Source organism: Mycobacterium sp. NGS34, from assembly GCF_059812845.1.
The window spans coordinates 60,824-87,093 of record NZ_JCALDM010000017.1; the positions used below are offsets into that span (position 1 = coordinate 60,824).

At 65.2% G+C, this 26,270-nt stretch carries 24 protein-coding genes; 5 read left to right on the forward strand and 19 right to left on the reverse strand.

Annotation, left to right across the window (positions count from 1 at the left end):
• Positions 1-16 precede the first annotated feature (16 nt).
• The 15 genes from eccCb to AC5Y7V_RS27640 all read right to left on the reverse strand — a co-directional run bounded on the left by eccCb (position 17) and on the right by AC5Y7V_RS27640 (position 17,197).
• Complete coding sequence (gene eccCb, locus AC5Y7V_RS27570; RefSeq protein WP_499883215.1) at positions 17-3,004, reverse strand: type VII secretion protein EccCb; 2,988 nt, start codon at positions 3,002-3,004, stop codon at positions 17-19.
• Between the two features lie 2 nt (positions 3,005-3,006).
• Positions 3,007-4,170, reverse strand: a complete 1,164-nt coding sequence (locus AC5Y7V_RS27575) for a cell division protein FtsK (protein ID WP_499883216.1) — start codon at positions 4,168-4,170, stop codon at positions 3,007-3,009.
• Positions 4,167-5,678 carry a type VII secretion protein EccB gene (gene eccB, locus AC5Y7V_RS27580; RefSeq protein WP_499883217.1) on the reverse strand — a complete coding sequence of 504 codons (1,512 nt, stop codon included), beginning with the start codon at positions 5,676-5,678 and terminating at the stop codon, positions 4,167-4,169. The genes AC5Y7V_RS27575 and eccB overlap by 4 nt, the downstream gene beginning before the upstream one ends.
• 23 nt (positions 5,679-5,701) lie before the next feature.
• Positions 5,702-6,559: a C40 family peptidase gene (locus tag AC5Y7V_RS27585; RefSeq protein WP_499883218.1), complete on the reverse strand. Its 858-nt coding sequence runs from the start codon at positions 6,557-6,559 to the stop codon at positions 5,702-5,704.
• A gap of 244 nt (positions 6,560-6,803) precedes the next feature.
• A complete protein-coding gene (locus tag AC5Y7V_RS27590; RefSeq protein ID WP_499883219.1) occupies positions 6,804-7,676 on the reverse strand; it encodes a transglycosylase SLT domain-containing protein in 873 nt (290 codons plus the stop codon).
• Between the two features lie 292 nt (positions 7,677-7,968).
• Positions 7,969-9,177 (reverse strand): DUF4226 domain-containing protein, encoded by a 1,209-nt coding sequence (locus AC5Y7V_RS27595; protein ID WP_499883220.1) that lies wholly within the window; start codon positions 9,175-9,177, stop codon positions 7,969-7,971.
• A gap of 302 nt (positions 9,178-9,479) precedes the next feature.
• Positions 9,480-9,770, reverse strand: a complete 291-nt coding sequence (locus tag AC5Y7V_RS27600; protein ID WP_499883221.1) for a hypothetical protein — start codon at positions 9,768-9,770, stop codon at positions 9,480-9,482.
• Between the two features lie 136 nt (positions 9,771-9,906).
• Positions 9,907-10,566, reverse strand: coding sequence for a hypothetical protein (locus AC5Y7V_RS27605; protein WP_499883222.1), 660 nt, complete (start codon positions 10,564-10,566; stop codon positions 9,907-9,909).
• Between the two features lie 65 nt (positions 10,567-10,631).
• Positions 10,632-13,001, reverse strand: a complete 2,370-nt coding sequence (locus AC5Y7V_RS27610) for an EspK C-terminal domain-containing protein (protein WP_499883223.1) — start codon at positions 12,999-13,001, stop codon at positions 10,632-10,634.
• Positions 13,002-13,214: 213 nt separating this feature from the next.
• Positions 13,215-13,805, reverse strand: coding sequence for a hypothetical protein (locus tag AC5Y7V_RS27615; protein ID WP_499883224.1), 591 nt, complete (start codon positions 13,803-13,805; stop codon positions 13,215-13,217).
• Positions 13,806-13,808: 3 nt separating this feature from the next.
• The gene (locus AC5Y7V_RS27620; RefSeq protein WP_499883225.1) at positions 13,809-14,042 is read right to left on the reverse strand and encodes a hypothetical protein; all 234 of its coding nucleotides are present in this window, start codon (positions 14,040-14,042) and stop codon (positions 13,809-13,811) included.
• Positions 14,043-14,098: 56 nt separating this feature from the next.
• Complete coding sequence (locus AC5Y7V_RS27625) at positions 14,099-14,668, reverse strand: hypothetical protein (protein ID WP_499883226.1); 570 nt, start codon at positions 14,666-14,668, stop codon at positions 14,099-14,101.
• An 84-nt stretch (positions 14,669-14,752) separates the two neighbouring features.
• On the reverse strand, positions 14,753-15,118 hold the full coding sequence (locus AC5Y7V_RS27630) for a hypothetical protein (RefSeq protein ID WP_499883227.1): 366 nt from the start codon (positions 15,116-15,118) through the stop codon (positions 14,753-14,755).
• Positions 15,119-15,181: 63 nt separating this feature from the next.
• Complete coding sequence (locus AC5Y7V_RS27635) at positions 15,182-16,873, reverse strand: hypothetical protein (protein ID WP_499883228.1); 1,692 nt, start codon at positions 16,871-16,873, stop codon at positions 15,182-15,184.
• 9 nt (positions 16,874-16,882) lie between these two features.
• On the reverse strand, positions 16,883-17,197 hold the full coding sequence (locus AC5Y7V_RS27640; RefSeq protein WP_085165226.1) for a hypothetical protein: 315 nt from the start codon (positions 17,195-17,197) through the stop codon (positions 16,883-16,885).
• Between the two features lie 963 nt (positions 17,198-18,160).
• Between AC5Y7V_RS27640 and AC5Y7V_RS27645 the strand changes: the two genes are divergently transcribed.
• Positions 18,161-19,348, forward strand: coding sequence for a helix-turn-helix domain-containing protein (locus AC5Y7V_RS27645; protein WP_499883254.1), 1,188 nt, complete (start codon positions 18,161-18,163; stop codon positions 19,346-19,348).
• A 55-nt stretch (positions 19,349-19,403) separates the two neighbouring features.
• Here AC5Y7V_RS27645 and AC5Y7V_RS27650 read toward each other — a convergent pair whose 3' ends face one another.
• Positions 19,404-19,682 (reverse strand): hypothetical protein, encoded by a 279-nt coding sequence (locus tag AC5Y7V_RS27650; protein WP_499883229.1) that lies wholly within the window; start codon positions 19,680-19,682, stop codon positions 19,404-19,406.
• A 358-nt stretch (positions 19,683-20,040) separates the two neighbouring features.
• Here AC5Y7V_RS27650 and AC5Y7V_RS27655 point away from each other — a divergent pair, with 358 nt between their 5' ends.
• A complete protein-coding gene (locus AC5Y7V_RS27655; RefSeq protein ID WP_176471043.1) occupies positions 20,041-20,334 on the forward strand; it encodes a hypothetical protein in 294 nt (97 codons plus the stop codon).
• Positions 20,335-20,352: 18 nt separating this feature from the next.
• Here the strand turns inward: AC5Y7V_RS27655 and AC5Y7V_RS27660 are convergent, their stop codons facing one another.
• On the reverse strand, positions 20,353-21,015 hold the full coding sequence (locus tag AC5Y7V_RS27660) for a hypothetical protein (protein WP_289114643.1): 663 nt from the start codon (positions 21,013-21,015) through the stop codon (positions 20,353-20,355).
• Positions 21,016-21,026: 11 nt separating this feature from the next.
• Complete coding sequence (locus AC5Y7V_RS27665; protein ID WP_085165217.1) at positions 21,027-21,965, reverse strand: ParA family protein; 939 nt, start codon at positions 21,963-21,965, stop codon at positions 21,027-21,029.
• A gap of 1,729 nt (positions 21,966-23,694) precedes the next feature.
• Here AC5Y7V_RS27665 and AC5Y7V_RS27670 point away from each other — a divergent pair.
• The gene (locus tag AC5Y7V_RS27670) at positions 23,695-24,027 is read left to right on the forward strand and encodes a hypothetical protein (protein WP_499883230.1); all 333 of its coding nucleotides are present in this window, start codon (positions 23,695-23,697) and stop codon (positions 24,025-24,027) included.
• 67 nt (positions 24,028-24,094) lie between these two features.
• Here AC5Y7V_RS27670 and AC5Y7V_RS27675 read toward each other — a convergent pair whose 3' ends face one another.
• Positions 24,095-25,018 (reverse strand): MPT63 family protein, encoded by a 924-nt coding sequence (locus tag AC5Y7V_RS27675; protein ID WP_499883231.1) that lies wholly within the window; start codon positions 25,016-25,018, stop codon positions 24,095-24,097.
• 155 nt (positions 25,019-25,173) lie between these two features.
• Between AC5Y7V_RS27675 and AC5Y7V_RS27680 the strand changes: the two genes are divergently transcribed.
• Both AC5Y7V_RS27680 and AC5Y7V_RS27685 read left to right on the forward strand, forming a co-directional pair.
• Positions 25,174-25,395 (forward strand): antitoxin VbhA family protein, encoded by a 222-nt coding sequence (locus tag AC5Y7V_RS27680; RefSeq protein WP_499883232.1) that lies wholly within the window; start codon positions 25,174-25,176, stop codon positions 25,393-25,395.
• A gap of 8 nt (positions 25,396-25,403) precedes the next feature.
• Positions 25,404-26,069: a Fic/DOC family protein gene (locus AC5Y7V_RS27685; protein ID WP_499883233.1), complete on the forward strand. Its 666-nt coding sequence runs from the start codon at positions 25,404-25,406 to the stop codon at positions 26,067-26,069.
• Positions 26,070-26,270 lie beyond the last annotated feature (201 nt).

Sequence of the window (26,270 nt, forward strand, 5' to 3'; positions counted from 1 at the left end):
TTTGTGTCCTCCCCAATTATCCCTGCTCGACACCGCTGCCGCTGACAGACAATGTCGCGGCCCGCAAGTCAGGTGGTTGCGCAATCTGAATGAGCTGGCCGCCGCCTTTACGCAGATACAGTTCTGCGCGTCCAGGGATGCGGCTGGCTGGCCGGACTTTGTCGATGATGACGTTCTTTGGGTCCCCGTCGAGGACTACCACTGACGCCCCGCCCCGGGTCATCGCCGCAATCAATTTGTTGGCCCCGCCGCGGGCATACCAGTCATCGGATGCTGACGCGGCAATGATGTGCAGGTCCAGATTGCGAGCCGTCTCCGCGGCGGGCACCAACGGCTGCAGCAGGGTTGTTGTTGCCCCCGCCGGGCTCAGCAGCGTCAGGTCATCAACGATGATGAACCATTTGGGCCGCTGCGGTTTCCAGTCACGCAGCTCCTCGGGTTCGAGATTGTCTGGCGGACGGCGCCCCTCGAGGCGCTGCGCGATCTGCTCGGCGGCCTGGTGGATTTTCTGGTGCTCGGTTACCCACACCGTGCGGTACTCCTTGCTTAGCGCATCGCCGATCGAAAACTCCGGGTCGAACATGATGACCTGAGCTTCTTGCGGGGTGTAGGTCTCCATGATCGCCGCGCATACTGTCCGCAAAAACACTGTGCGCCCCGATTTGCTGGTGCCCGCGCAGTACGCATGCGGATTGAGGTCCAAATCCAGCCACGCCGTGGACATTTCGCGTTCCCCGATCCCGATGCGCAGGCCGTGGCGCGGCGCAGTCGCCGGCAGCGGGTCAAGATCGGCGAACGCGATGTCGGCAGGCAACTGCTGCAGCTGCGGAGCACGACCGAACCCGCGCGCCAGCCACTTGTGCGCCACCAGCTCGGCGGTGGCATTAGTGGCCGCGACCTCGGTGTCCATCTCAGCAAACTGAGCCACATACGGCACCGCCACCAGCATTTCGTTGCCGGATTTCACCAAGCCGCGACCCTTTTGATGATCGGGCACGTTTTTGGCCGCCGCCCGGTCCATCCTGGAGTCTGAATACTCAGCCAGGCGTAGCTCCACCTTGGCTGCGAGCTTAGCTTCGGCCTTGAGCTCCATCCAGGTGTCAGCACCCAAGATCACGTGCACCCCAAAGTTCAACGCCCCCTGCGTCAACGCGTGGATGCGATCGTGCAGGTCCAGCATCTCAGTCTTGATCGCGGTCATGTTGTCCACGACCAGGAACACATCGCCATGCCCGTCCTCGGGCACCGGGCGCTTGTTGGGACCGAACTTGTTGGCCCGAAAGCTCAACAGATCCAACCCGCTATGCCCATCTCGTGCGCCCGGATCAACCCAGCGCGCCCAATCGCGCTGGCGGTTACGCAAAATCCGCTCCACCTCCGATACCACCCGCTGGATCTTTTCCTCATCACCAGCACCGGCGATGCCGCACACGTGCGGCAGGGCGGCCACGCTCTGCATTTTCAAACCGCCACAATCGATTCCGTAAAACTGAACACGCTCGGGGGAATTGGCCATCGCTAACGACATGATCAAGGTGCGCAGCGCGGTGGACTTCCCGGTCTGCGGTGCACCGGCGACACCGCCGTGGCTATCGGCTAGCCGCTGGGCAACCACGTCTTGTGAATGCGCGTACGGATCGTCCTCACGGCCGTAGGCGGCGACTAAGCCCGAGTCCTCGCTGAACTCATCCCAAGGTCGGTTCCAAAATTCGCTGACGACAACGTCGATCGTCAGCGCCGACGTCTCGTCCAAAGCGGGTAGCCACATCCGATGGCCACGTGGCAACGTCGTGGCCGCAGCCGCCATCCGCTGCACCATCAGCTCGGCCACCGTGGGCGCGTCGTCCTCGGGGGTGTCGTCGATCAGCTCGTCCTCGAGCTCGATGTCGTGGCCAATGGTGTCCGGAAGGGCTGCCACCGCGCTGGTGAACCGTGCCACCGGTAGATAATGCCCCTCAGCCCGATCCCGTTCGGCGGCATTCATTTTCGGAGGAATGTACTGTCCGCCGGTATAAAAACTGCGGTAGCGGGTGTGCTCACCGTCGATCACCAAAAACGCCGACCCTTGCGGGGCGTTCTTGAGTTCTTCCCACGCCCGCGTCGAGCCGATCGCCGCGCGAGACTCGCCTGCGTCCTTGAGCTTCAAGCCGATCGCGTACGTCTGCTGGGCAATCATTCCGGACATCTTGCCCTGCTCGGCGCGCTGGCTGGCGTTGATGATGTGAATCCACAACGAGCGTCCTACCAGGCCCACCTGGTCCATCACCTTGGCCATTTCCGGGGCGAATTCCAGCATCTGGGAGAACTCGTCGAGAACCAGCAGCAGTGCGCCAATCGGCTCCAGATCAGTACGCCCGGCCTTGCGTGCCCGCTCATAATCACGCACATCCTTAAAACCCGTGGCGTGCAACACTTCCTGGCGTCGGTTCACCTCCCCACGCAACACCAGCTTGAACCGCTCCAGCTTGTGGCGGGAATTCTCCAAGTTCGACACGATGCCAACGCAATGCGGCAAATGCTCCAGCACGCCGAGCCCGGCCTGACCCTTGAAGTCGCCCAACAGAATCCGCAACTGTTCCGGGGAATGCGTCGCGGCCAACGCCAGGACCCACGACTTGAGGTGCTCAGACTTACCCGAACCGGTGATTCCTGTCATCGAGCCATGCGGGCCAGCGCCGTTCTCGGCAGCCTCCTTGATGTCCAGATACACCAATTGGCCGTTGGGTGTCTTCCCGATGGGCGCCCGCAGCCGATCAGTAGGGGCAAGATCATTCCACCGCGGTACCGGATTCCAACTCCGCAAATCGTAGATCCCCATCGTATCGGTGAAGTCCTGGCCGGCGCGCGCCTCCGCAGCGGCCTTAGCCAGCACCGATTCAGCCTCATCGGTCGGAGTGAACGCCGACAGCGCCCGAGCCAACGCCTCAGCCTCATAAATCGGCATAACGTCGGGGACCGCGGCAAACAGCAGACCCGCCGGCATTGATTTCGTCACCGCAACCATCGCTACACCTCCTGGCCAGCTGCTTTGAGCAGATTAATCGTGTTGTCCTCATCGGCGGCAACAAAAAATGCGTTCTTCGGGTTAGCAAGCACGCTGAGGTCGTTACCGGTCGCCTCGATCACCGACACACCCATGCGCCCCTCTTCGCTCAGGATCGGCGTGCAATCCGCACCAGGAAGGTCCACCACCACCAGCAACCAACTGTCCGGTTTCACCCCGCCTTCCTGGCGAGCCTGAAACGGTCCCCGCCCCGACAGCGACGACCCGAAATGCTCCATAAACGCCGCCACGTCAGCAAAGATCAGCCGCACCGGCCCGCACGCGTCGACCAGCTCCTCGTCACCGGTATGCGGTAACCATTTCGCCCAGTCCCACGCCGCCGGGTCATCGCTAATGATCGCGACCTTAACGTCGTCAGGGCCATGGAACACGCACACCTGACACACCAGCGCACGTAACAGCCCCTGCACCGTCGGCCGCACATCGGGGTCGCCGAAAAACGCCCACCCCATCTGGTCGAACAGGTGCAACGGCCGGGGAATGTCGTGGATCACGTTCTGCGCGACCAGCAGATCACGCGCAGCCACCGTGGTCACGGTCTCCCGAAACTCCGGTGGCGGGACTTTGGTGGGCGGTTGAAGTTTCGTCTTCAACCGCGTCACACCCAAGCCAAACCGGGCGTGCCCGAAGTTGCGGGCATCCGGGGTGCGCTCCCACATCCTGCCCGTGCCCACCAGCGTGGCCAGCGACCCATTCGTCGGGTCGGGATGATGGTAGGAAATCTCGGCGGCCTGCGCGCGGCCGGCGGCATGAATCTTGACCCGCTGCTCATCGAGCGCCCGCAAAAAGTCCGCGCGGTCCTGGTTGATGGCGCTGCCGTGATCCTTTTTCCCGTTGCTGCCCATACGATTTCGCAGCATCATCATCATCGACATCAGCATGACCGGGAAAATGAAGAAGGAGCCTCCCGAGAGCTGACGCGCACCCGACAGATACAGGCTCACCATCAACGCCACGGCCATGCTCACGAAGATCAGCACCCACACCCACGTCGGCGGCTTGGCCGGCGCCGGGCGCGTGATCTCGGCCGGATTGGGCACTTCCACGGCATCCTCAGGCACAAACGGCGAGCCCACTTCCTTGCGGATGAACCCCACTTGACTCATTGGCCCGCTCCCTTGACTTGTTGCAGCGCGGCGACTTTGGGATCGGGCACCAGGCTGTCATGCTGGGCCATCGCCGCCGACTTCGACAGCACCGGCCCAGCAGGCAGCCACTTAATGACTGCCCACGGCGCAGGAGTGGGCGCAGTGCCCTTGAACCCCAACGCCTCCCGACTTTGATCATCACCATTAGACCCGACGGTGGGCACACCAAAACGTGTGCCGTTGTTGCCGATGAACCACAGGCTCTCCCCGCGCACCGAATCCGGTTGCACACCAGTGACCTGAACGTAGTTCGCTGACGAGGGACTGACATACACCTCGTCAGCGGTGTTGACGCCGGCGCTGATGAACGGCACCACACGACGCTCATCACCCACCGGAATCGGTAGCCGCCGCCCCGATATCGTGCTGACCTGAGCCTGCGGTTCGCCGTTGGTTTTACGCCACATCACGCATGTGACCGGCTCGGCCGCCTTGTCGAGCAGCTTGACCATCGCCGAGGGATACACCGACAAGTCGAACCCGACCGCCTGCGGCATCGCGGTCAGCGCCGCTGATTTCGCCGACATCACCTGCGCGCCCGGTACAACCCCGGCATTGATGATCATCGTGGCCACCGTCTGCGGGATGCGCTGCACCCCGGCTGGCAATGCGACGAAAAACTGAGGATCGCCGGTCACATCAGAGACCCGCATCACACTGCCCGACACCACCGGCAGCCCTGGGCTGCTGTAACTGACCGGACCGCCCGCCTCCGGGATTGCTGGCACCCGCAGCGCCGCCGTGGGCGTCAGCGCCTCATACAGCGCCCGCGACATCGCCGACGGGTGCAGATCCCCCACCGGCAAGCCCAGCGCCAACGTGACCGGCTTATCGGCCAGATCGATCTCTGAGCGGTGCCCGTCAGTCACCAAAAACGTCGCCCCGCCGTACGTCATCAGCGCCGCCTCCGGTGAGGTGATCGTGTGCGCCCAGTCGCCCAGCGTCGCCAATCCGTCAATCACGGTCACCTTCGGAATCACCTGCGATCCCTGCGATCCCAGCTTGTCGCACAGCGCCCACCCGGTATCGCCGGGAGTCCGTACCGACAGATCGTCCGGTGCCCCCAAAATCCCGACAGTCGGACCCACCGGGGATTTGAGGATTTCACTCATCGGCACCAACGGCGCGTCGGCGGCCTGGCCGGTGATCAGCCGCGCCGACGCCTTGTTCAGCACCGGATGCATCACCCCACCCACCTCGACATACAAACCGCCACCGCCGCGGGCCTCTACGATCTTGGACTTACCGACCTGCCCGATCGGTTTAATCCACGCCAAGATCGCGCAGATCCCCACGATCCCCACAGCCAGCACGAAACCCACCAGCAGCGAGGCCGCGGCGTTCTTCGACGGATCGTGCACTAAGCGCACGTTGCGGCGCCCGATCGCCACCGACACCCGATGTCGAAGAAACCGCCACGCCGAAACCTGTTCTAGTGACGCATAATTCAAACCGCCGCGCGCCATCTCCCAAACCCCTTCACTACTTGTTAACCAGCTCGTCTGATCTCGAAGCGCCCAGAGGGCCAATGACCAATCCGCACGCTCGAACCCCGATCAGGTGCCTCGATTGTCTGGTGATCATTCATCACCAACTGCACATGCTGGTAGGCCCCATTACCCCAGTTGCACAGCAAAATGTCGCCGGGCTTGGCTTGCCCCGGCGGAACCCGCACACCCCAGTTCGCCATATCGTAGGTCGTGCGCGGTAGCTCAATGCCGCCCTGCCAGTAGGCATACCGCACCAACCCTGAGCAATCGAACCCGATCTTGCCCGCATCGACCCCGATCCCGGGCCCTGGCCCGCGCACCGTACCGGCACCCCACTCATACGGAACCCCCAGCTGCGACAACGCGGCCTTCACGATCCGGTCGCCGCGCTCCCCACCGCCGAAGCTGCCGGTGATGCCGCTGTCGCCAAAGCCCAACCCCTGCGCTGTGCTGCTGCCAGGCGACAGCCCCGCGCCGCCCCCGCCTAGTAGGCTGCCCAGGCTGCTCAGCGGAGCCAGCATGGCCCCACCCAGGGGCATGCCGCCACCCATCGGCAATGACGGCATTTGCGGCATCATCGGCATCATCGGGGCCGGCCCGCCCTGCGGGTGGCCGATCCCCTGGTATCCCGCCGCGGTGACGTTCGCCGAGGCGGCATGCGTGGCCGCATCTCCGCTTCCCTGATCCAGCGTCGACTTCGTATCTTCAAGATGACGTTTGATCGCCGCCACCAACGCCTGCTGGCCCGCCGGGGTGTTGACCGCGACCCCGCTGGCCTGCACATCGGCGATCGCCGCAGCGATCACCGCGTCCATCCGGCCGCGCGAAGCGCTCGACGACGCGACCGCCGCCGCCAACCCCGAATGCCCGACCGCGTCGTGATCAGCCAGCGCCCCAACATGATTCGTCACCCGCGACGAATCACCAGAGAACCCGTCAGCGGCCGCACCCGAGCCATCCCCAGTGCCATCCGGCGACGGACCCAGCCCCGGCGGCGGCGCCAACGCAACCCCGCCACCGGTGCCGAAACTCTCCCGAGCCATGCCCATCGCCGCACCCGCAGCCCGCACAAACCCGTCAAGACTCACCGCCACACCTCCATCAGTAGCCGCCGGGGGCGTGCTGCGGATTGAACTGCCCAACCGCCGACAGATTCGACCCGTCGCGCGCCACGTGATAGCGCCGCATCAGGTAATTCATCCCGGCGGCCAGGTTGGCGATCGGATCGTAGATAGCGCGCGAGGTCCCCGGCTGGTGATTAGCCGCAAACGTCGCCGGAATCGTCTGCATACCGCCGCGCGACGCCCCCGCCGGCGCACCATCGACCATCCTGGCCCCGCGGGCATTGGAGTCACTCAGATTGACCGCGTCTGGACGAAACCCTGACTCACGGCCGATGCCCGTCATCAACCCGCGCGTCCAGTTCGCCCGCGCAACCGGGTCCGTAATACCCATCAGGTCAAAGGTTTTCCCGAGATATTGGCGGTAGGCATCCGGGCCACCGGGAAAGCCTTCCTTCTTCAGATTCACCTCATCAGTCGAAATGGCCGCCGCGGGTGTCGCGTTCGCCTCTGCTGTCGTGCTGGCGCCGGTCGCACCGGCCAGCCTCGCGGATTGAGGGGAGAACCCCTGCCCGCCCCCGCCTAGTAGGCTGCCCAGGCTGCTCAGCGGAGCCAGCATGGCCCCACCCAGGGGCATGCCGCCACCCATCGGCAATGACGGCATTTGCGGCATCATCGGCATCATCGGGGCCGGCCCGCCCTGCGGGTGGCCGATCCCCTGGTATCCCGCCGCGGTGACGTTCGCCGAGGCGGCATGCGTGGCCGCATCTCCGCTTCCCTGATCCAGCGTCGACTTCGTATCTTCAAGATGACGTTTGATCGCCGCCACCAACGCCTGCTGGCCCGCCGGGGTGTTGACCGCGACCCCGCTGGCCTGCACATCGGCGATCGCCGCAGCGATCACCGCGTCCATCCGGCCGCGCGAAGCGCTCGACGACGCGACCGCCGCCGCCAACCCCGAATGCCCGACCGCGTCGTGATCAGCCAGCGCCCCAACATGATTCGTCACCCGCGACGAATCACCAGAGAACCCGTCAGCGGCCGCACCCGAGCCATCCCCAGTGCCATCCGGCGACGGACCCAGCCCCGGCGGCGGCGCCAACGCAACCCCGCCACCGGTGCCGAAACTCTCCCGAGCCATGCCCATCGCCGCACCCGCAGCCCGCACAAACCCGTCAAGAGTGGACATCGCGCCCGCCGATCAGTTAGGACGGCTGCGCCGGCGGTGCAGGCGGTGCGGCAGGCGCAGAGCCCTTGGGAGACAATGCGCTTGGGTCCATCCACCCCAAGAAGTCCGGGCCCGATCCCACGCTCGACAGCGGCTGCGGCTGCCCCGACACCAACACCTTCCCGTTGCCCAAGGCCATCACCAGATGGTCCTGCCAGATACCCACATCGCCCGCCTTGAGTTTCGTCGGGGGAATCGGATCGGTGACAGGAGTCCCCGGCGGTGGCACCGTCACCCCCGCCTGATGCCACGCATCGGCCACCGTCGCGCCGCCCAGCGCCGCTTTCGCCGCCGAAGCGCCCTGCGAAGTGCGCGCCTCGCTGGTCTCACCATCGGGCAGCGACACGCTCGTCGTCGCCGGAACCTGCCCACCACCGGGATCGCCAGCGTGACCGGCATGATTGCCCGCCAGCTCCGTGCCCGGCCCGCTGCCATCGCCCGCTGAACCGCCCGCTGACGCCGGGCTCGTCCCCGTGCCGTCGTGGTCGGTCTTTCCAGAACCCGGACCCGTCGAGCCGTCGTCGTCGTGGAACTTCGGTCCTGACCCACCCTGTTTCGAGGAGTCCCCATCGAGCTTGCCGTCGTCGTCGTGGAAGCCGGCGCCACGATCACCACCCAGACCACCCAATGCGCCCAAGGGGTCACCGCCGCCCAGGCCAGGCATTCCGCCCAATGACGGAATCGACGGCATCCCCATCCCGGCGGGCATCATGCCCGCACCCGGCATCAGGGGCTGCCCAGGTGGGGGCGTACCCGGCGCAGCGCCCGGCGCCGCCGCCGGGGTGGTGCCCTGATCACCTGCACCACCACCACCGCCGCCGCTACCCTCGCCGCCGTCACCATGCGCGGACGCGGGTTCGGTGCCGGCCTTGCCGGAGTCATCACCGCCGATACCGGCATACTTTTCGGTCAACTCGCGGGTGTGACGCGCCTTATCCTCGGCATCGGCGATCTGCTGATCAATCACCTTCTTGGCCGCGGTCAGCTTCTCCTTCAAAAAGTCGCGCAACTCCTGCTGTCCGGCAGGAGTGTTCAACCGCGGCCCCAACTCGGTGATCTTCTCGTCAACATCCTTGCCGATATTGTCCAACTGCTTCTGCCCAGCAGCGCCCGCAGCATGAATCGCGTCAATCGTCGCAGCGGCACTCTTATCCAACTCGTGCAACTGAGCGATCACCTCAGCCACCCGACCAGCGTCAGCATTGGCTTGATCCGTGGCCGCACCCGAACCAGGAACAGGACCCGCCGGCGGCGGCGGCAACTGACCCTGCGGCGGCGTATTCGGCGGACCGTGCGGGTCAGGCGGCGGCGGGCTCGGCGCCGGACCAGGCGCCGGCGCCTGCGGTGCATGCCCATGGCCGAACATTCCCCCCACCACCGGGGCCAACGGCCCCAAGATCGGGGTCAGCACAGCAGTCCCCAACACCCGCTCGATCGTTGAACCGATCGAATCCCAGCCATCATTCGACATTGCGGTGCCGTCCCTTCCTAGAAATTCAACTTGCGTTCAGCGCGGGCAACCTCTGCGGGGTCTGGATAGTGCCCGTCGACGTTGCGTTGATTGGACAGGTAGCGGTCGTGCGCCACATCGGCCACAGCAACGACCCTCTCCCCGAACGTGTAGGAATCCCACCGCCGCACCGCGTCCGAAAGCAGCCGAACCCCCACGACACATCCGGTGTCACCCACCTCAACCGCGAGGCTCCTCTTCGCTGACACCGCCGATGCCACAACGCGAACATCAGGGACCACCGTCTCGTCCTCAGCAAGGTCGTCCACCACTACCCCTTCCTGGACGCACCATCAACCCCTACATCAAAGCAGTCTACACATACATAAGCAATCGTGAACAGAAATAACGCAATGATCCGTCCGGAAACCTCCGGCGTCCCCCCGCTCTCACCGGCATCGGCCTCTAGACGTTCGCCGTCCAGTACGCCGGCAGCCACTGCCTGCTCACCTGATACAGCGGATCATCGAGCATCCACCAATGCTCATGCCGCGAAAACCCAATCACGTCCGGCCACAAGGCAACTCGCCGCCGAGACCGCTCCACCCAGCCGCCATCGCCAGCACCCAGCGACACCAACCCCGCCTCGTAGCTTTCGGTGAGCAAATCTGCGTCGCGCTGACATTCCGCACGCCGCTTCACCCATGCCGTTCCAATACCCAGCCGCGTGCGCACACTGCGCTCGTCGTCGCCGTCGGGAACTTCAGGAATCTCGCTGCAGGCCTCCGCGACGCAGCCCAACGCTGCTAAATACCACGCATCCAACGCGGCGCGCGCAGATCCCACCACTCCCGGTTCCCACACCGCCGCCGGCCAGGTCATCACCACATCCAAAAGCGTGAAATAGCTGTTCACCCGCCAATCCAAGCCCGCCGGCCCACGATCCAATTCCTTTAACGCCGCCAACGGGTCGTCCGGGTCGTACACCGGGCGGTATGGATCGACCGGCTCTGGCGGCAACGACGCTTGGTGCTGCTCCACCGCCGCCAACGCCCCCGACAGCCGCTCCTCACGCCAGTCAGCTGACAGTTCGCCCCGGCGCGCCTCGGCCAAGACATCCGCCATGCAATCGCGCACCCGGCGCCGACGATCACGCGCCGCCTGCTCGGCCGGGTCACGCCAAGCAGGGGTCACGAGCGCGGCCCACCACCGCGGCGCAGCTGCTCCTCGATAGCACTAATCGTCGCAGTCACCACCGCCCCGAACCCGGCCTGCACCCCGCAATAGGCGATCTCGGCCAGCGGCGCAGCACTGTTCTTCCACCACTGCACCAGCTCGACAATCCGGCCACCTTGGAAATAACGCCGATACCACAGATTCATCGACTCGCTCAGCTCCGAGCCATCGTGATCAAGAGCCGCGTGAGACTCCGGCCAAAGCCACGCCTCACCATCGCGCGTCGCGACCTTCGCGTTATACGCGGACCAGGTCGCCTCATCGGCAGTTCCCGCCGACACCGCCTGCAAGACGTTCACCTCGTCTTCAAACGCCAACGGCTCGCCGGTTGCATCCGGCGCCTGCGCGGCCCGAATCGCCGTCGCCGTCAACTGCGCAGCCGCCCGCACCGCCACATCCCCATTCGACGCGATCGACGAAACACGCTGGGCCAGAACAGGATCAAGAGCTGTCAAACGATGCTGATGCGCCCCATCCAGCACCGGCGCCACGCTGAGCAACCCCAACGCCTGGCGATGCTGCAGCCCCAAGAACTCGCCCACACCCGCCGGCTCCACAGGCCACAACTCCGTGGTGACCATCGCCGAAATCGACGCCCCCGCAACCCGTTTGCTCAACCGCTCAAAATGATCAACAAGAATCTTCGACGGCTTCTGGCACCCCATCCACCGCTGCGCCCACCCAAACGGCAACGCCGGATCAACCACCGCCAACCGCGCCGTCGACGGAAGGAAAACCGTTGCGGGCAAGTAACTTCCGCCGCCAACACTGTTGGCCACCACAACTTGGGAGCCCACCGGGGTCTTCACCACCCCGACTGCCCACGCGATCGGTGACGGCCAAAACTCGCAGCCGCGCACCAACCCGCCCAGCACCCGCTGAGCCAACAACATGTCCGCACTCACCTCAGACGCCGACGCAGCCATACCGCCCATCGCGCTACCCGACCCTGCCCCGCCCGCCAACACCGGCCCAGACGGCAACCCACTACCGCCAGCAGGCGCCGCGCCGCCACCAGACGAAGCCTGACCACCAGCCGCCGGAGTCGTCGTCGTCGCAGCACCGGCCGGCGGCGCACCACCCGCACCCGGCGCACTGTACGGAGCCAACGGCCCACCACCACCCATCGCCGCCGGCGGCATCATCGGCGCACCACCCACCGGACCCACGCCAGACCCGCCGCCCTGAACCGGGCCGCCCCCACCGCCATCCGGCACCCCATGCGGCGCGATCGGCACACCCGCCGGCCCACTACCGGCCGTAGAACCCATCAACGGCTGCTGCGCTATCGGCTGCTGCGCCACCGGAGGAGGCGCCGTCGCGCCCATCCCCGACGCCAGACCGGACTGAAAACTGGACCCAGCATTCGCCAGCGGCGACGCCGCGGACTGCGCAGCAGGCGCCGACGACAACGAAGAAGCCGGCGACGTCGGCATACCCGACCCCAGACCCGACCCCATCGAGCCAGGATTCAAACCCGAGCCCAGACCCGAAAGCGCCGAACCACCGCCACCAGCACCACCGCCGCCACCAGAGGCGGCCCGACCGATCGAACCGCCGAGCGCCTGTGGCACCTGACTGATCGGATTCGGCAAAAGACCCGGGGTGCCCTGACCGTTTGTGAGGGGGTTCGTCGTTCCAGGGGGTCCACCGCCGTTTGAGCCGGGTGCGTTCTGGCTGTTGGTGACCGGGTTCGTCGTTCCAGGGGGCCCACCGGCGTTTGAGCCGGGTGCGCCCTGATTGTTGGTGAGGGGGTTCGTCGTTCCAGGGGGCCCGCCGTCCGGTGTCTGCGCATCCGGGGTCGCCCCTGGTGTCTGCGCATCCGGCCCGTCCGTAATCGCCCCAGCCTTTTGCGGCTCCTTCTTATCCTCTTTTTTATCCTCTTTTTTCGGCGGCGGATCGAGTGGGATTGTGAATTTCGCTGCGCGGATGGCGCTTGTTGCTTTTTGGGTGGATTCGTTAGTGGATTCCTCGGCGTGCCCGTTATATCGGGTCCAGACCTCCATTGCCGCGATGGGATCGCGGTTGCGCATAGCCTTGTTGAATTCCTCCTCGCCAGCCTCAGCCAGGCTGTCGATACGCCCCTGCAGCCCCTTGACCTGCATCAACGCTTGGGAGGCAGCCGTAGCCGCCGCTTCGTGCATATCCTGATGCTTGCTCCATAGCCTGATGTTCGCATCGTGAGCCTGCAGTAGGGCATCGCCAGACTCGCCCTGGTCCGATAGTGCTGCCTCAAACCGCCGCCGATAATGACTCATCGACGTGCCGACAGCGTCACTGATTTGACTGGCCATGCCCGTGTGGAATTCCTGTATCTCTTCCATACTTTGACCGAGTTGCTCAGCGGGCCGCCACGCCTGCTTCAACGCGCGTCCGAACGGCCCGTCCCCAAGGTCGGTGACCGCACCCTTAGCCGCCGACGCGGCGTTCGTTAGTGCGCTGACGCCCTGGGTATACAACTGATGACCGATGTGGGCACCGGCTCCAACCGCGGCTGACACTCCCTCACTCACCCCCCTAGCCGCAGCGTCCATCGACTAGCTCCCGTAGCCCTTGCACAAGTCCCACACTTTCTGGGACGCCGCGGTTGCCTCTTCCGGGGACCATGCGACCGGCGGCTGAATCGCACCAGCGGCCGGCTCATGGCTAAAGTAGGCGATCTGATCTTGCTGGAACCGCATCGCGTTCGTTACAGCAGCGCGAATGGCGGGGTCGGCCGCCAGATCCTCGCGTAAGGCCTCCGATACGTAGAGATAGCTGGGCATGGTGTCACGACCGTTGTTTTGTGGCACAGGGCGGGCCCTGTCGGCTGCAACGTACCGGGTGCAGAGATCGACGGTGGCGGCGTGGACCTGTTCAGCGGTCGGCGCCGACGCTGCCGCCGGCGGCGAGGACTGTGCAGCGGAGCCGCCGGCCATGTGGTTGCCGACGAGGCCGCCAATCCCACCGGCAGTCAGCGCGATCGCGGCCGCGCCGACGATCGCCGCTGCGATCAGACCACCCTTGCCCTTGCGTGGCTGCGGCGGCGGGTAGGCCTGCGGCAGCGGGGGTAGCGGCGGCGGCATGTAGCTGCCCGGCGCGGACGGCCGCGTCGCCACGTGGGCCGGGTAGGTGTATTGGTCGGTCATGGTCTAGACCTCGATCCCGGTGATTTGTTCAACATTCGTGGCCTCAGTCGCGCTGAGATTCGCTTCGGTTCCGCCGTTGGCGGCGGCCAGCTCGCCGACCTGAGTTGCGCGGTTGGCGGTCAATGCTTCGTGAACGGCCGGCCAGTCGGCCGCAACGGCGCTCACAGCCATTGACATCGGGTCGGTGCCCGGTGTGCAGATTGGGTGGATGCTGGGCTGGATCGGCGCCGCGGCCAACCACCCGCCCGTAGCCGATGCCAGCTCCTCGGCCTCTAAACGAATTACCCTCTCACTCACGGATTTTCCTCCATCCAGCCCAAAAGCCTCTCCATGTACCCACAAACCACGGCCATGCCTTGCGTGTTCGACATCCTCGCTGCCCACAGCGCTTGCCCGCACCATTCGCGCGCTCGATCAATGTGTGCCAGGTAGGGTGCCGGAAGCATTGCGATGGTGCTGTCCAACGCACCCGGGTGCGGCGGCGGATCCTTTGGAGGCTCAACTATTTCGAATGAAACCGGTTGCCGTTCCAATAACGCCGACTCGTCGGAATGCTTCGCGTATCCGGTTGCGGACGCCTTGTCCGCGCGCTTCCACCGGGCGGATTGCAGCCGAATGTGGTCGCTGAGCCATTGCGCATAAGCCGCGGCGGCAATGAGCTCTCGACGGTTGCCAGGGGCCGACGCCGCGATCGCCAACCACGCTGCGTCGAGTTTGGTTCCGGCGCGGGCTCGCCGCGCCCGGTCCATGTAGACGTCAAGATCGGTCGTTAAACGCAGTAATTCCTCCCGGACCCCGACAAGCAGGTCCGCGGCAAAACGCGCATGAACCAGGCTCACATGCACGGCATCCGTGGTTTCCATCCTTGCCTCTTTCTGCTTCCTGTAAAAATGGTAGCTGTCTGCTGCGACACTGCGCCCGGGTATTTTCCAGGCCGTAAATACTGGTTAGCCCGCGCCGCGTAGTGCCGCCGCGAATTCGGCGGCCACCGGATGCTGGGCGAATTCCTCGGGTACGTGCGCAAACTCTTCACGGAACTCAGCAGCCATGGCCTGGATTCCTGCATGCGTGCGCGCGGCGTTGCGGGCGATCGCGTCGTTCATCGCCTCCTCGAGCTCACCGACAGTCAGCTCCTCTTGGAGGCCAGGGCGAATGTCGCAGCCGATCAGCCGACCCCGCCCATCGTGTGTCAACACGATGTCGTCGTCGGGATCACCGGTCGCGGTGAACGCATTCACCTTGTCTTCCCAGCGGTAGATCGCATCGAGAAGTTTATCGATCATCGCCGATGACATTTCTGCCCGTGTAGCCATCTTCCATCTCCCTTTGAGTGTCCGAAATCCGCTGCGATACAGCGACCTTCGCTCAACCAGCCCCTACTTCTTGTCCTTTTCGGCGCGGCGGCGCGGTTCACGACGAACCTCACCGAACACCGCTTCGGTATTGGCCACCGGGCGCATGACAACCCGTCGGCGTTCCTCGGACTTACGCTCGGCGTCGTTCTTGCCGCCCATCCCGCCCATCATCGGCGGCATCATGCCGAACCCGCCGCCCGATGCAGACCCGGTGGGCGGCGCCGACCCAGTGGCGGGCCCGCCGACGCCCACACTTGAGCCCGTGGGCGGGCCAACGGCCGGGCTCGAGCTTGTCATCGGCGCACCACCACCGCCGCCGGCCCCGCCGTCCCCGACGCCGGACGCGGGACTGGTTCCGCCGCTACCGAAGTCCCCGGCTCCCGGGCCATCAGGCGACGAGTTGTCCGGTCCCCCGCCGCTTTCGGGCATCTCAGGGGAGCCCATGTGGGGCATTGAGCCAATCCCGGGAAGCGACGACAGACTCGACAGCGCCGATAGCGGCGAGCCGCCGCCCAGCCCGTGAGTGACCTGGCCGACGGCGCCGGTTCCCGCGCCCATGATCATTCCGGCGACGTTGGCCACCGTGTTCGCGGTATTCGGATCGGCCGCCGCGGCGGCGGCCGGCGGTGTTGCCAGCCCAGGTGTCGGCTGCGGTGCAGCGGTACCGGAGTCGGCCAGATCGGGATTATCGGGATCGCCCGGGCCGTGACCGTGATGGTCATGCCCGACGGCACGTCCATCGTGCTTGCTGGCCTGTTCTGTATGGGCAGGCGGTTGAAGCTGCTCAACTGAGGCCCCAGGATTCTGCACGATCGGCGGCGCAGGGGTAGGCGGCTGAGCCGCACCGGTGAGCGTGGGTGGCGCGGCCGTGGCGAAGGTCTGGAACGCGGCCATCGCCGTGGCTCGTTTTTTGGTCAGCTCGCCCGACAGGGTGGCGACTTGCGCAGCGTTAGACCCGCCGGTGGCGTTGTAGTGGGCGATCGCCACCTTCAAGCGTTGGTTCAGATCGGTGAACTCCTGCGGGTGCGGGGTGCTCTGAATCAACGTGTCGGTGTGCTCGGCTGCTGCGTCGGCGGCGCCGGCCAGCGCAAGGACCTGTGGGTGAAGACTGGACTCCAGCCAGTCCGCGTGGTCGGTGATATTGCTGGCCGCCTGTTGGTGGCCGTCGCGCCAATTCTGGGCAACCGAGGTCCCGGCGTTGCGAACGTTGGCGGCCGTGTGGAGCACCGTCGCGCCAAGTGCCTCACGAACGTGGTTGGCGAAGTTCCGCAGAGCCCCCGGGCCGGGGCCGGAATGCACCAGCGCCGCGATCTGCTCGGCTGGCATGGGCGCCGGCGGGGTCATCGTCGGCGGAACAGGAAGGGTCGGCAACGCGACGTCGGGAACTGCACCTGGCGCTGCGGGGCTTGGGGCACCCGGTGTTGCCGCGCCGTCGAGGATGCCGCTGATCGCCGCCGCGTTCTCGGTGTCGGTGCTCGACAGGGTCGTCGCGGTGCCGTTAAGCGCTAGCCCGCCGGCTGCCCGTAGCTGTCCTGCATGGTCATTGAGCAGGTGCAGTGACTGCGCCCAGGTGGTCAACGAGGCCGCCAGATGGGTGGACACCGTGTCGGCCGCGGCAGCCTGGGCCACCGGTGCCATCCCTGCTGGGGCCGCGGAGCCCTGCAGAGCGGAGGCATCGGCGCGCAGGCCGTCGGGGTCGACCGTCAGGTCCATACGCTGAGGCTACGCGTCTAGAACGGCGTTGATATGCGTCTTGTTTTCGTCGTCGGTGGCTTCGAAGACGGTGATGGTGTTGCTCAGGTGATCCGCCAAGCCGCGCGCGTTAGCAGCCACCCGCTGATAGGCGGCCTCGCGCGCCGCCATCTCGGCTTGCTTGGCCTGCACGTAAGGCGTGTAGGTGTCCCCCACCGCGGCGCGCAGTTCCTCAAGCGTCATGTGGTGATGCCGGCCGTGCGCCTCGACCTGGTCGCCGTAGTCACGCCAAGCCGCGACCGACTGCGCTGCAGCGTCGGTGTCAAGGGAGATCGAGTCCGTCATGTTTCACCGCTTCCTTCGGCACAGGCCCGCGACACGAAGCCTGCATCACTTGCGTTTACCCACTGCCTAGTCTGTAGCATCACCTACCATGTGCGCAAGAGCCGGACGATCCGCATTTCGCGTCGCCGGAGCCCCGCGGCCAGCTTCGCCGCCTGTATTCACTAGCCAAATCACCGTTCCCGCGTGTCGGCGCGGTTCATCCGCCGATGCGCGTGTAAAACTCACCAACAACACAGGCACCAGGAGGAACCCCGACCCCAGCCAACTGAATACGACCGCCCGCTAAACGCAGAAAAGCCCCGCCGAAGCGGGGCCCATCTGCCGAATCGAAGCACCACCTTCGATCCGGGCTCCCTACAACAGGAGCCAAGCCTTCCAAGGGGCTGGCTCCAGGATAGAGGACACCCATTGTGAGCCGCAAGAAGGATCACGCCGCCACACTGCCCTTCCCCCCGCGCCCGGCGCCGGGGCGCGAATCCGTGCCAATGCCGGTGCACCACAACGCTCCTCGCACCCCATCACCCCATCCCTCAGCCATGCATGCCGCCGCGCACCCAACTACCGGGTGCGCCCACCCTGATCCGCGCTACCCGCAAATGGAGGCGATGCACCTGACCATTTGAGCGCCGCGGCCCCGAATCATGCAGCGGCTCAACTGAATACCGACATCAGGCGCTAACTACCCCCCGAACGTTCAAAGCCCCCCGGAGGCAACCGGAGGGCTTTGGGCAGGCGGTAGACCGCCCATCCCCGAAGGGACTTGCTTTGACAGGCAGTTCTTACGGTAGCGCATGCCTGCGTCCAGCACCAGAGCCGGCGCAGCGTGTCAAACCATCGCCCGACCGTCGACCGGCCGGGCCCGCGCGCGAACACCGGCCGTTTGCTACGCGGCCCCGAACGTATCGCGGCTGTAGCGCCGTTCACCGCCGCCGCGGTGTCGTGCGCACCACCCCGGTAGCCGAGGTGCTCGATATCCGCCGGGGTCGTCGCCTGCTCGGCGCTGCTCCCCCGCCGCCGAGCCTGTTCGTCAACCTCGAGCTCGCCGACGACGCCTACGTCGGCGTGCCGTGCTGGTCCGGCGGCGGCGCCTACTGGGCGCACGTGACCGTCGCGGCGGCCTACGACCTGCGCTACGCCGACATCCGGCCGCAGATGACCTCTGGCGGCATCGCCAAACGAACCCTGGTCGTCATCGCGGCCGCGTTCGCCCGGACCGCAGACGCTGACACCGGCCGCAACGCCCGCCCCACCAACGAGCAGCTCGCCGACGCTACGGGATTCACTGAACGCACCGTCCAGCGGGCCCGTGAATGTCTACGCCTTCTCGGGGTGGCCACCGAGGTGCTGCGCGGCCGCCAACGCACCTACATCGAACGTATGGCCTCCTGGCGCATGGGCGATCGCCACCGCGGTTGGGCTTCCGTGTGGGCGCTGCACGACGACGCCCAGGTCAACCGGGTTATCCACAGCGTGTCACCCCACCTGGAACGGTCCCCAGTAACCACTCACACCTCACCTTCAGAAGGACTGGTTGCTACCCGCGGGCGCCACAAGGGCGCCCGGCACGGCGTCGCTACGCGCCGCCCAGCTCCAGACCCAGAAGGTCGGCGCCTGGCAACTGCCTGGCGGGCCGATCCGCACGCCCCACCGTGGGCCCGACGCTTCACCCCGACCAGCTGGGCCGCCATGCTCGCCGCCCCGGCGGCCGCTGGCTGGACCCCGCGTGATCTCAATCAGCTCATCACCGACTGGCTCGGCGTGGGCCGGCGCATCCCCGACTCCCCCGCCCGCCCGATCGGGCTACTCGGCGCGATCCTGGCCTGGCACGGCCCCGAGAACCTTACCGAGCGGCCAGCCGCCCTCGACGAGGCACGCGAAGCCCAAGCCCGCGCCGCCCAACGAATCCGCATCGCAGAGAATGCCGCATCGCACCGCGCACATCTAGCCGGCCGAGCCGCAGCACAGGCCGCAAAGTCTGGCCGCGGCCGTGCTGAAGCATTCGCCGCCCTATCGGCCGCGCGCGGCCGCAGCGCTGAGCGCCGAACCGAGCAAGCAGCCGCCGAACAAACACGACTCGAAGCGCTGATCGAACGCGCCCGCCGCGACGGCTCTCCTGCCCCCGACGCAACTCGAGACGACCTGTGGCGCTAAGCGCTATATGTCGGCCCAGAGACCTGGCCTGGCACCCAACTCCGGATGCCCAGACCTACGACGCTAGAGCGCTGGTTGTCTGCCGAGCGTGAGCGCGGGCCTGCTTGAGAATCTTGTCGACGTAAGGCGCAATGAGATCCGACATGTCAATGTCGAGGCTTTGCGCATAGTTCTTGATGAGCTGGTGATCAGCCTCGGTCAGGCGCTTACCAAAGTATTTCTGTGCTTGACGCCGCTCACGGCGACGCCAGTCGGACTTTGCGCCGTTCGCTGAGCCCTCGCCGGCGCCACCATCGCTCGATGGTTTCCGAATATCTTCCGAAAAGCCCACCATCTCCGAACCTCTCTGAAATACCAGCTCAGACGTGCCCTACTGCTGATCGCAAGCCTACCGCAGCACACTTGCTTTCTCGAAGATTTCGGTTACCCGTGTCTCCCAGGCTGCGCTTCGTGCCTTCTATTCCGAAATCAGCAGGCGATTCTGCGATATGATTTCGGCAATCGAAGGCTGCAATCGCCACATCAGCAGGTACCGTTAGACGATGCACTCGCCGGTCGGCGCCCCGTGGCCAGGTGGCGAGCACGGCGAAGTCCTCAGCCCCTCCGGACAACGCTCATATCTCGCCGCCACCGCAGCCGCGCTAGCCGGACGCAGCCCCCGATGGGCATCAGAGCTGGCCAGTACCGGCGCCGTGGACGCCGAGCAAGGCCACGTCACCGGCCGCCAAGGCCGCCCAGCATGGTTCCTGTTCGCCGACAGCTTCGAGCGCTACCTTCACGCACGCGGAAAATGGCCACCCACCACGGCAGCGACCGACTGGGAGCATCTGCTCCAGCTTCAAGGCGCAGACCTCGAAGCCGCGCGACAGGCCAACGCCACACTGCAAGCCGAAAATGCCCAACTCAAGGCCGCCCTCGCCCAGCGCGATGAGAACATCGCCCAACTTGCCGAAATCGTGGCTCAACTAGCCAAAACACCACGTTAGCCGAGGTGCCACGAGAGGTTACGATGCGGCAGAGTTGACCGTTTTCTCTGCCCGGGCCGGACCACGGCGCCGCTTGAAATACAGGGTCAGCGCCTCATCGACAAGCGCGCTGCGTGACGGCGCTCCCCACTCTTTAACCAGCTGCTCATCGATAGTCTTCGCATCAGCCGGGTTCAGACCGGTCAGCGCGATCTTGGCCGGCGGGGCAATGTGACGGCGACGCTTGCGCACCACGGGTTGGCGGGTGAACAAGCTGCCCGGCGCTTTTTCGGCGTTCTCTGCCGGTTTCCAGTGGCGGGCGAGTTCTTCATGGACGGCGTCGATGGCATCGAGCACGATCTGACCATAAGTGCGGGCCTTGGCCGGGTTCTTCTTCTTTTCCGCCAGGTTCAAGCTGCGCAGCTTCGCCAGATTGTCTGCCGAAATCTCCGCGGTCGGGTTACCTTCACCGTCGGAGTCGCCAGCTTTCGCGGTCCGGCTGCCTGCCGCCCCCACTCCCCCGCCCGGCGGGCTCGTCTCAGCCTGGACTTCGTTCGCTCGCGTTTCGACCGGCGCCGCAGGCGGGGCGGGTGTACCGACCGGATCAGGCTGCCCCGCCCGGTTGCCGACCCCAACCCTTGGTAGGAATTCGTCCAGGTCGTCATCAAGGGCGGATTCGTCAAAGACACTCTTCTTGGCCATGGGGGCGCTCCTTACTCCTGTGCTCCCGCCGCTGCTGCGGCTGCTCGCTCTTTGGACGCGCGCATCAGGACTTCCCGGGTCAGCTCCTGGTAGTCCTGGGCTACCGCCCCCGGGTCTTTTGACCACAGTCGGTCGGTGGCGTCCCTTCTGCCCCGGTTCCGCAGCGCGGTCATCAGGGTCGCTTTCTGCTCTTCGCTGGGGTTAGCGAGCTCCTGGGCGGTCAGGTGCCGCTCTCGCATGTCGATAGCCAACGCCGGCGCGCTGCGGATTGTGGCTTGGAACGGTTCCACCTCAGATCCGAGCATTTCCTTGACCTGGTTGAACACGTGCGGGAGCCGCACCGAGGCGTTGGGGTTCACGTCGAAGAGTACGACGCCGATCAGCGAGATCGGGGATCCGTACCGCTTGGCGCGGCGGTAGGTAGCCGCGAGTTGACGCACCCCATTGAGGGACGCCCCATCTTCTTTGGTCGGCACGACCAGATAGCGGCAAGCCTGCAGAAGGGCGATGAGCAGTACTTTGTCGCCGTGTCCGGAGTCGACCAGGATGATGTCGTACCCTTCGCGTTCGCATAGCTCGGTGAGCGCAGCGTCGAGATTCTCGGCCAAGTCGACCGGTTCGGTTGATGCGGCGATGGCCGTGGATACCTGGCCGATCGCCGGGCCGCCCATCAGAATGTCGAGGTTTGGGCGGATATTGCGGTACGGCTCAAGTGCGACTCCCCCGCCCGGTCCGTATTGCAGGGCGATGGCGAGGTTCTTGCCTTTATCCCACAGTTCTTCGGGGACACCAAGATCGTCGATCGTCAGGTTTCCCTGCTGGTCAGCGTCCACGACCAGCACTTTTCTACCCTTACGGGCGATGGCCACCCCTATGCCGGCCACTATTGACGACTTACCGCTGCCGCCCTTCTGCGTGGCGACGACCACCTTCTCCGCGAGCACTGTCATACCCGCGATAGTAGCTCGGCACCCGGTTGGCTGTCTACCCTACACAACCGATGGTGATCCGTTTGTTACCTCCCATCGGGTTTTATATCTGTATCCGTGTACCCAGATAGGTCACTAATCGTCTCGTAGCCCGCTTACCCGTTGGTTTATCCAGCGCGTTATCGACCCCTAGTTCTGTTGGCTTCTCTACCGGTCTACTGTTTCGCAGTCCTAGCCGCATAACACCGCGGCCTGGTACACGCTCCTTGATGGGCGTCACAAACCGTTGGCCGATTGGGATGGCCGATTGTATACCACTACGACATCCCATACCTCTGATTTCTGGTGATACATCGGCACTCAGACGTCGTACCTCTTTCCGGCCACACACCAAACTCGTGATCCGTGCTTTCCTTGGTGTGACGACTAGTTGCTGTAGCCGTTTCGAATCACCGCGCAACATCCGTATCTGACTACGGCTAGCTATACGCTTAGGATTACGGCTGACCACAGGGTATCCCTCTCCTAAGTGCAGCCGGTTCGTAATACACCACTCGGCGCGTTGTGGACCACCGCTGGTTAGCCCCATCATCATGGGACTGCTTACTCGACTGAAACGCCGTTTCTGCATCCCTACTCGGATACGCATCGGGCAGGGGAGATGCCCCCGTGTCCCACGACCGATCCGGTTGCGTGTGACGACGGAAATGCACAAACGGCTCAGCAGCGTTATCCCTGCAGATCAGTGCCATTTCCTCCGTGCCTTGCACTCATCGAACATAAAGCCGACCCGAACTACGATGCCGTAGCGACACGGATGCCCGCAACACTCGGGCTCGCATTCGTTGCGCATGCCCGGCACGCTCGTGGCTGGCGCGCTCAGGAGGGGGATCACCATCAACCGCTCGTCCTCGCCTCCTTCCCATGCTGCACACAGTACGTAGTGGGCCATGTGTGGTCGGCCTCGCGCGGTCCCCGGGGCGCTCGGCGTCGCCGGCGTCGCCCTTCGCGCACATCCCGGGCAGCACCGCAGGGCGCACGTCGACAGGCTCGAAGTGGGGGAGTGGAGGCACTTTCGACGTCAACTCCGCGGCCCACCATTACGGTGCGAATGCACAGCGACAACGAACCTCTTAGCGCTTATGTTTCGCTGTCTGCGGCGCCGAAAAGTCGCCCACAATGCTCGGAGGATATAGGCGATCCTGCGCACCACACGGGAACTGGAACCAGGAGAAAGGCAGACCCGCATTGAGGCCGCATGGTTTCGAATTCCCTAGACGAGCCACGTCGGCAGCCGGGCGGTTCCAGTGGACCTCCACCCACAGCTGATCCCGGACAGCAGGCGCGGAATATTGCACGCCGCTCAAGAGACGTTCCGCGCTCGCAGACTGCACTGGCCAGGCCAAAGATGTACCGGCCGACACGAACTACGCCGAGTCCCGGCGAATCAGATCAGCACTCTCTACTTACTAGGGACCCGCAGGACCCCAGCCGGACAACCTCAGCATCCGCCGCTATGTCCTGGCGGGCGCGAAACGACAGCCAGACACCGCGGTGGGGGAGAGGAGGATAGACAACGCTCGACGACCACTGACCTGCAGAAATAGTCGGAGGTCACGCAGCGCGATAACCCGCCACACCCACAATCACCCCTGAATTCCCTCCTGTGCCGCGTAGGCCCTTCTCGGCACCGGAACCCTTCGCCCGGCCGCGTTAGCCCTCTTGCGAGATCGTCAGCGCATTTAACGAGGTGACAGCGCCGCCAGCGACGAGCCCCGCAGCGGCCCAGGAGTCAATTCCAGATCCCGAGTTCTGGGAGGAGCCTTCCGACAGCGTCGATGATGCCCTCGGCATCGATCAGGGCCTTTTCGGTGTCCTCGACCGGAAGGTCGAGATCGGCCGGGTTGCGCGGATATTCGAGCTGATCGCCCACCATGTGCGGCGCTACGCGACCGACAGAGAACACGAAAACCGGATCTACGTCCAGAGTTGGCCGATATCCGGCGGACTGGGGATCGTCGTGGAGAAGGACGGCGTCGAGATCAGCCTTGCCTTCGACTGGTCTTCCGACGCCACAACTTGACTTCATCCTCTTTTTCGACGTCAAACAGTAAGTCGTCCGCAGCGCCGAGACGGAGTCATCCCGTTAACTAGGGGGTCGCCGCCGCCGGCGCGGTCGCACCCTGCTGGGGGGCCGGCGTCTGGGAGGCTGCCGGCTGGGGGGTGGACACTGGCTGTTGGTCGGGTCCTGGTGCAAGCGGGGTGCCGAGGCTTCCCGGGGCTGGCGGTTGCGGGGCACCCGGAGCCTGGGGTAGCGGCGCGGCTGGCGCAGGAGTCTGAGGTGCACCAGGAACGGGAGCTTGGGGCGGCGGCGCCGCAGGCGTTGCCGCTGCCGGCGTCTGCGGCCCGCTTGGCACGGCGCCCGGCAGGGGAGTGCCCTGGGCCAGACCGGTGGCAGGAGTACCGACGCTGCCAGGGTTTGCGGCTGGCACCGCCGTCGGGGTCGGGGGAGCACCCGTGCCTGATGTCGGCGAGCCGTTCCCGGCGCTACCCCCGCGGCCCGTTCCGCCAGCCGCTGCGCCCGTGCCCGGCGGGGGTTGTACCCACACGGCCAGGTCGGGGCCGCCGGCGTTATAGACCACGCTGTCGGGCGTGTCACCGGTGACGTCGAAGTACAGTTTGCCGCTGGCCTGTTGCCCCTGGGCCAGCCCTGCGGGGTTGACGCCCTGGGCGGTCGCGACCTCGAACAGCTCGCGGTAGGTCTGTCCGCTGCGGGCGCGGGCGTTGAAGTTCGACACGATGGGCGTGGTGGAGCCGTGGGTGGCCTCGCCGGTGGCAGTGGCTTCCCACAGCGCGCCGTTGAGGTGATACGGGATGGCGTCGCTGCTGGGTTTGAGGTTGGCGACCGTCCAGGTGCCCTCACCGATCTGGGTTGAACTTCCCAGGGTGTGCAGATTGGTGGTGTTGGCGGCGGCCACTGCGGTGCCGGGGTCGGCATGAGCCAGACCGGCGCTCAGCGCGCCTCCGGTGGCGGCGATCGCGGTAAGGATGGTGGTAGTGCGGATGATTGGCACGTCTGAACCCCGGCTTCCCCGTTGCCGGCTTATGTGAACCGGTCTGTCATCGTTGTATCAGTCGTTTCGCCGCTTCACAACTGTGCCGGTCGCCGAGGTTAGTGCCGCCTCGTATTGGAGCTGATATGTCGCGTAGCCCCTGTAGAATTGACGACATGACCGCGCCCGATGACGGGTTCACTCAAATCCTGGACGCTTTGCCTCCGGGGCAGCGGCGGCGCGTCAGCAACGCGGTAGCCAGCAGCATGATAGAAGGGGATATCCCTGACATAGCGTCGGTTGCTTTGCTCGCCGACCTGGCGACCGGGAAAATCACGGGCGAGCAGTACCGCGCCGCCATCCTGGCCGATACCCGGGCGACGGTAACCAACCGCTAACCTCGCCCGTGCACTGGGACGACTATTTCTGGCCTGGCACCAAAGTTCTCGCCAACAAACTCGACATCCACGACGCCGCGGAATTAACCCGCGTCGAGCACAGCCTGGCCCGCGGCCGCGCCATCGAATTGGGAAACGGCGCCGTGGACATACCAGCGACGTTCGACAGCGACCACATCCGCCGGCTGCACCACTGGCTGTTCCAAGACGTCTACAGTTGGGCCGGCCAATTCCGGGACGTCGAGATGTCCAAGTGGAGCCGCTTCGCCGCCCCCGATGAAATCGAAGCCTGGATGCAGCGCGGGCGAGAGATCGTCGTCGGCGTGGACTGGGCACACATTGATGACGATGAGTTCGCCGAGAGGGCAGCCCAGGTCTATTCGTGCTGGAACTTCGCGCATCCGTTCCGTGACGGCAACGGCAGGGCCACCCGCGAGTTGATGACAGCTCTGGCTGAGAAGTCCGGCCGCGGCCTTGACTTTGGCGCGATTTCACGGGAGGCGTTCGTTCAGCGCGCGGCGTTCTCCTGCCCTGCTCGGGACGAGAGCGAACCCCAGTATCACTGGATGGTGCCCGTCTTCGCGCAAATCGCGCGCCCGGCCGGTGACGTCAGCATCACCACAGAGCTTCGCGGGATCATCCGCCGCTCGGAAGGCTACGATCTTGGCCTATAGCGTCGCAGGCGCGCGGCCGGAGCACGGACGGATGCGCCCGCATATCGCACAACGCCTAGCCATCCACTATTTTGCTTATGTGTCGTAAACACTTCCGTGTTGCGCTTGTGCCGCGATTGTTCTAGAAGTGCCATACTGAAACCGATACTATTTTTGCACACCAGGGGCACCCGCCGAGGGTCTCTTATCGCAGGAGGGCGA

What these genes read in the sequence shown, in the direction of transcription:
- AC5Y7V_RS27680 (WP_499883232.1), top strand. Translation starts at nt 25,174, where the DNA reads ATGACCGCGCCCGATGACGGGTTCACTCAAATCCTGGACGCTTTGCCT.
- AC5Y7V_RS27610 (WP_499883223.1), bottom strand. Translation starts at nt 13,001, where the DNA reads ATGGAAGAGATACAGGAATTCCACACGGGCATGGCCAGTCAAATCAGT.
- AC5Y7V_RS27650 (WP_499883229.1), bottom strand. Translation starts at nt 19,682, where the DNA reads ATGGTGGGCTTTTCGGAAGATATTCGGAAACCATCGAGCGATGGTGGC.
- AC5Y7V_RS27605 (WP_499883222.1), bottom strand. Translation starts at nt 10,566, where the DNA reads ATGGCGGATGTCTTGGCCGAGGCGCGCCGGGGCGAACTGTCAGCTGAC.
- eccB (WP_499883217.1), bottom strand. Translation starts at nt 5,678, where the DNA reads ATGGCGCGCGGCGGTTTGAATTATGCGTCACTAGAACAGGTTTCGGCG.
- AC5Y7V_RS27625 (WP_499883226.1), bottom strand. Translation starts at nt 14,668, where the DNA reads ATGGAAACCACGGATGCCGTGCATGTGAGCCTGGTTCATGCGCGTTTT.
- AC5Y7V_RS27660 (WP_289114643.1), bottom strand. Translation starts at nt 21,015, where the DNA reads ATGGCCAAGAAGAGTGTCTTTGACGAATCCGCCCTTGATGACGACCTG.
- AC5Y7V_RS27665 (WP_085165217.1), bottom strand. Translation starts at nt 21,965, where the DNA reads ATGACAGTGCTCGCGGAGAAGGTGGTCGTCGCCACGCAGAAGGGCGGC.
- AC5Y7V_RS27635 (WP_499883228.1), bottom strand. Translation starts at nt 16,873, where the DNA reads ATGGACCTGACGGTCGACCCCGACGGCCTGCGCGCCGATGCCTCCGCT.
- AC5Y7V_RS27615 (WP_499883224.1), bottom strand. Translation starts at nt 13,805, where the DNA reads ATGACCGACCAATACACCTACCCGGCCCACGTGGCGACGCGGCCGTCC.
- eccCb (WP_499883215.1), bottom strand. Translation starts at nt 3,004, where the DNA reads ATGGTTGCGGTGACGAAATCAATGCCGGCGGGTCTGCTGTTTGCCGCG.
- AC5Y7V_RS27575 (WP_499883216.1), bottom strand. Translation starts at nt 4,170, where the DNA reads ATGAGTCAAGTGGGGTTCATCCGCAAGGAAGTGGGCTCGCCGTTTGTG.
- AC5Y7V_RS27640 (WP_085165226.1), bottom strand. Translation starts at nt 17,197, where the DNA reads ATGACGGACTCGATCTCCCTTGACACCGACGCTGCAGCGCAGTCGGTC.
- AC5Y7V_RS27590 (WP_499883219.1), bottom strand. Translation starts at nt 7,676, where the DNA reads ATGGACGCGGTGATCGCTGCGGCGATCGCCGATGTGCAGGCCAGCGGG.
- AC5Y7V_RS27630 (WP_499883227.1), bottom strand. Translation starts at nt 15,118, where the DNA reads ATGGCTACACGGGCAGAAATGTCATCGGCGATGATCGATAAACTTCTC.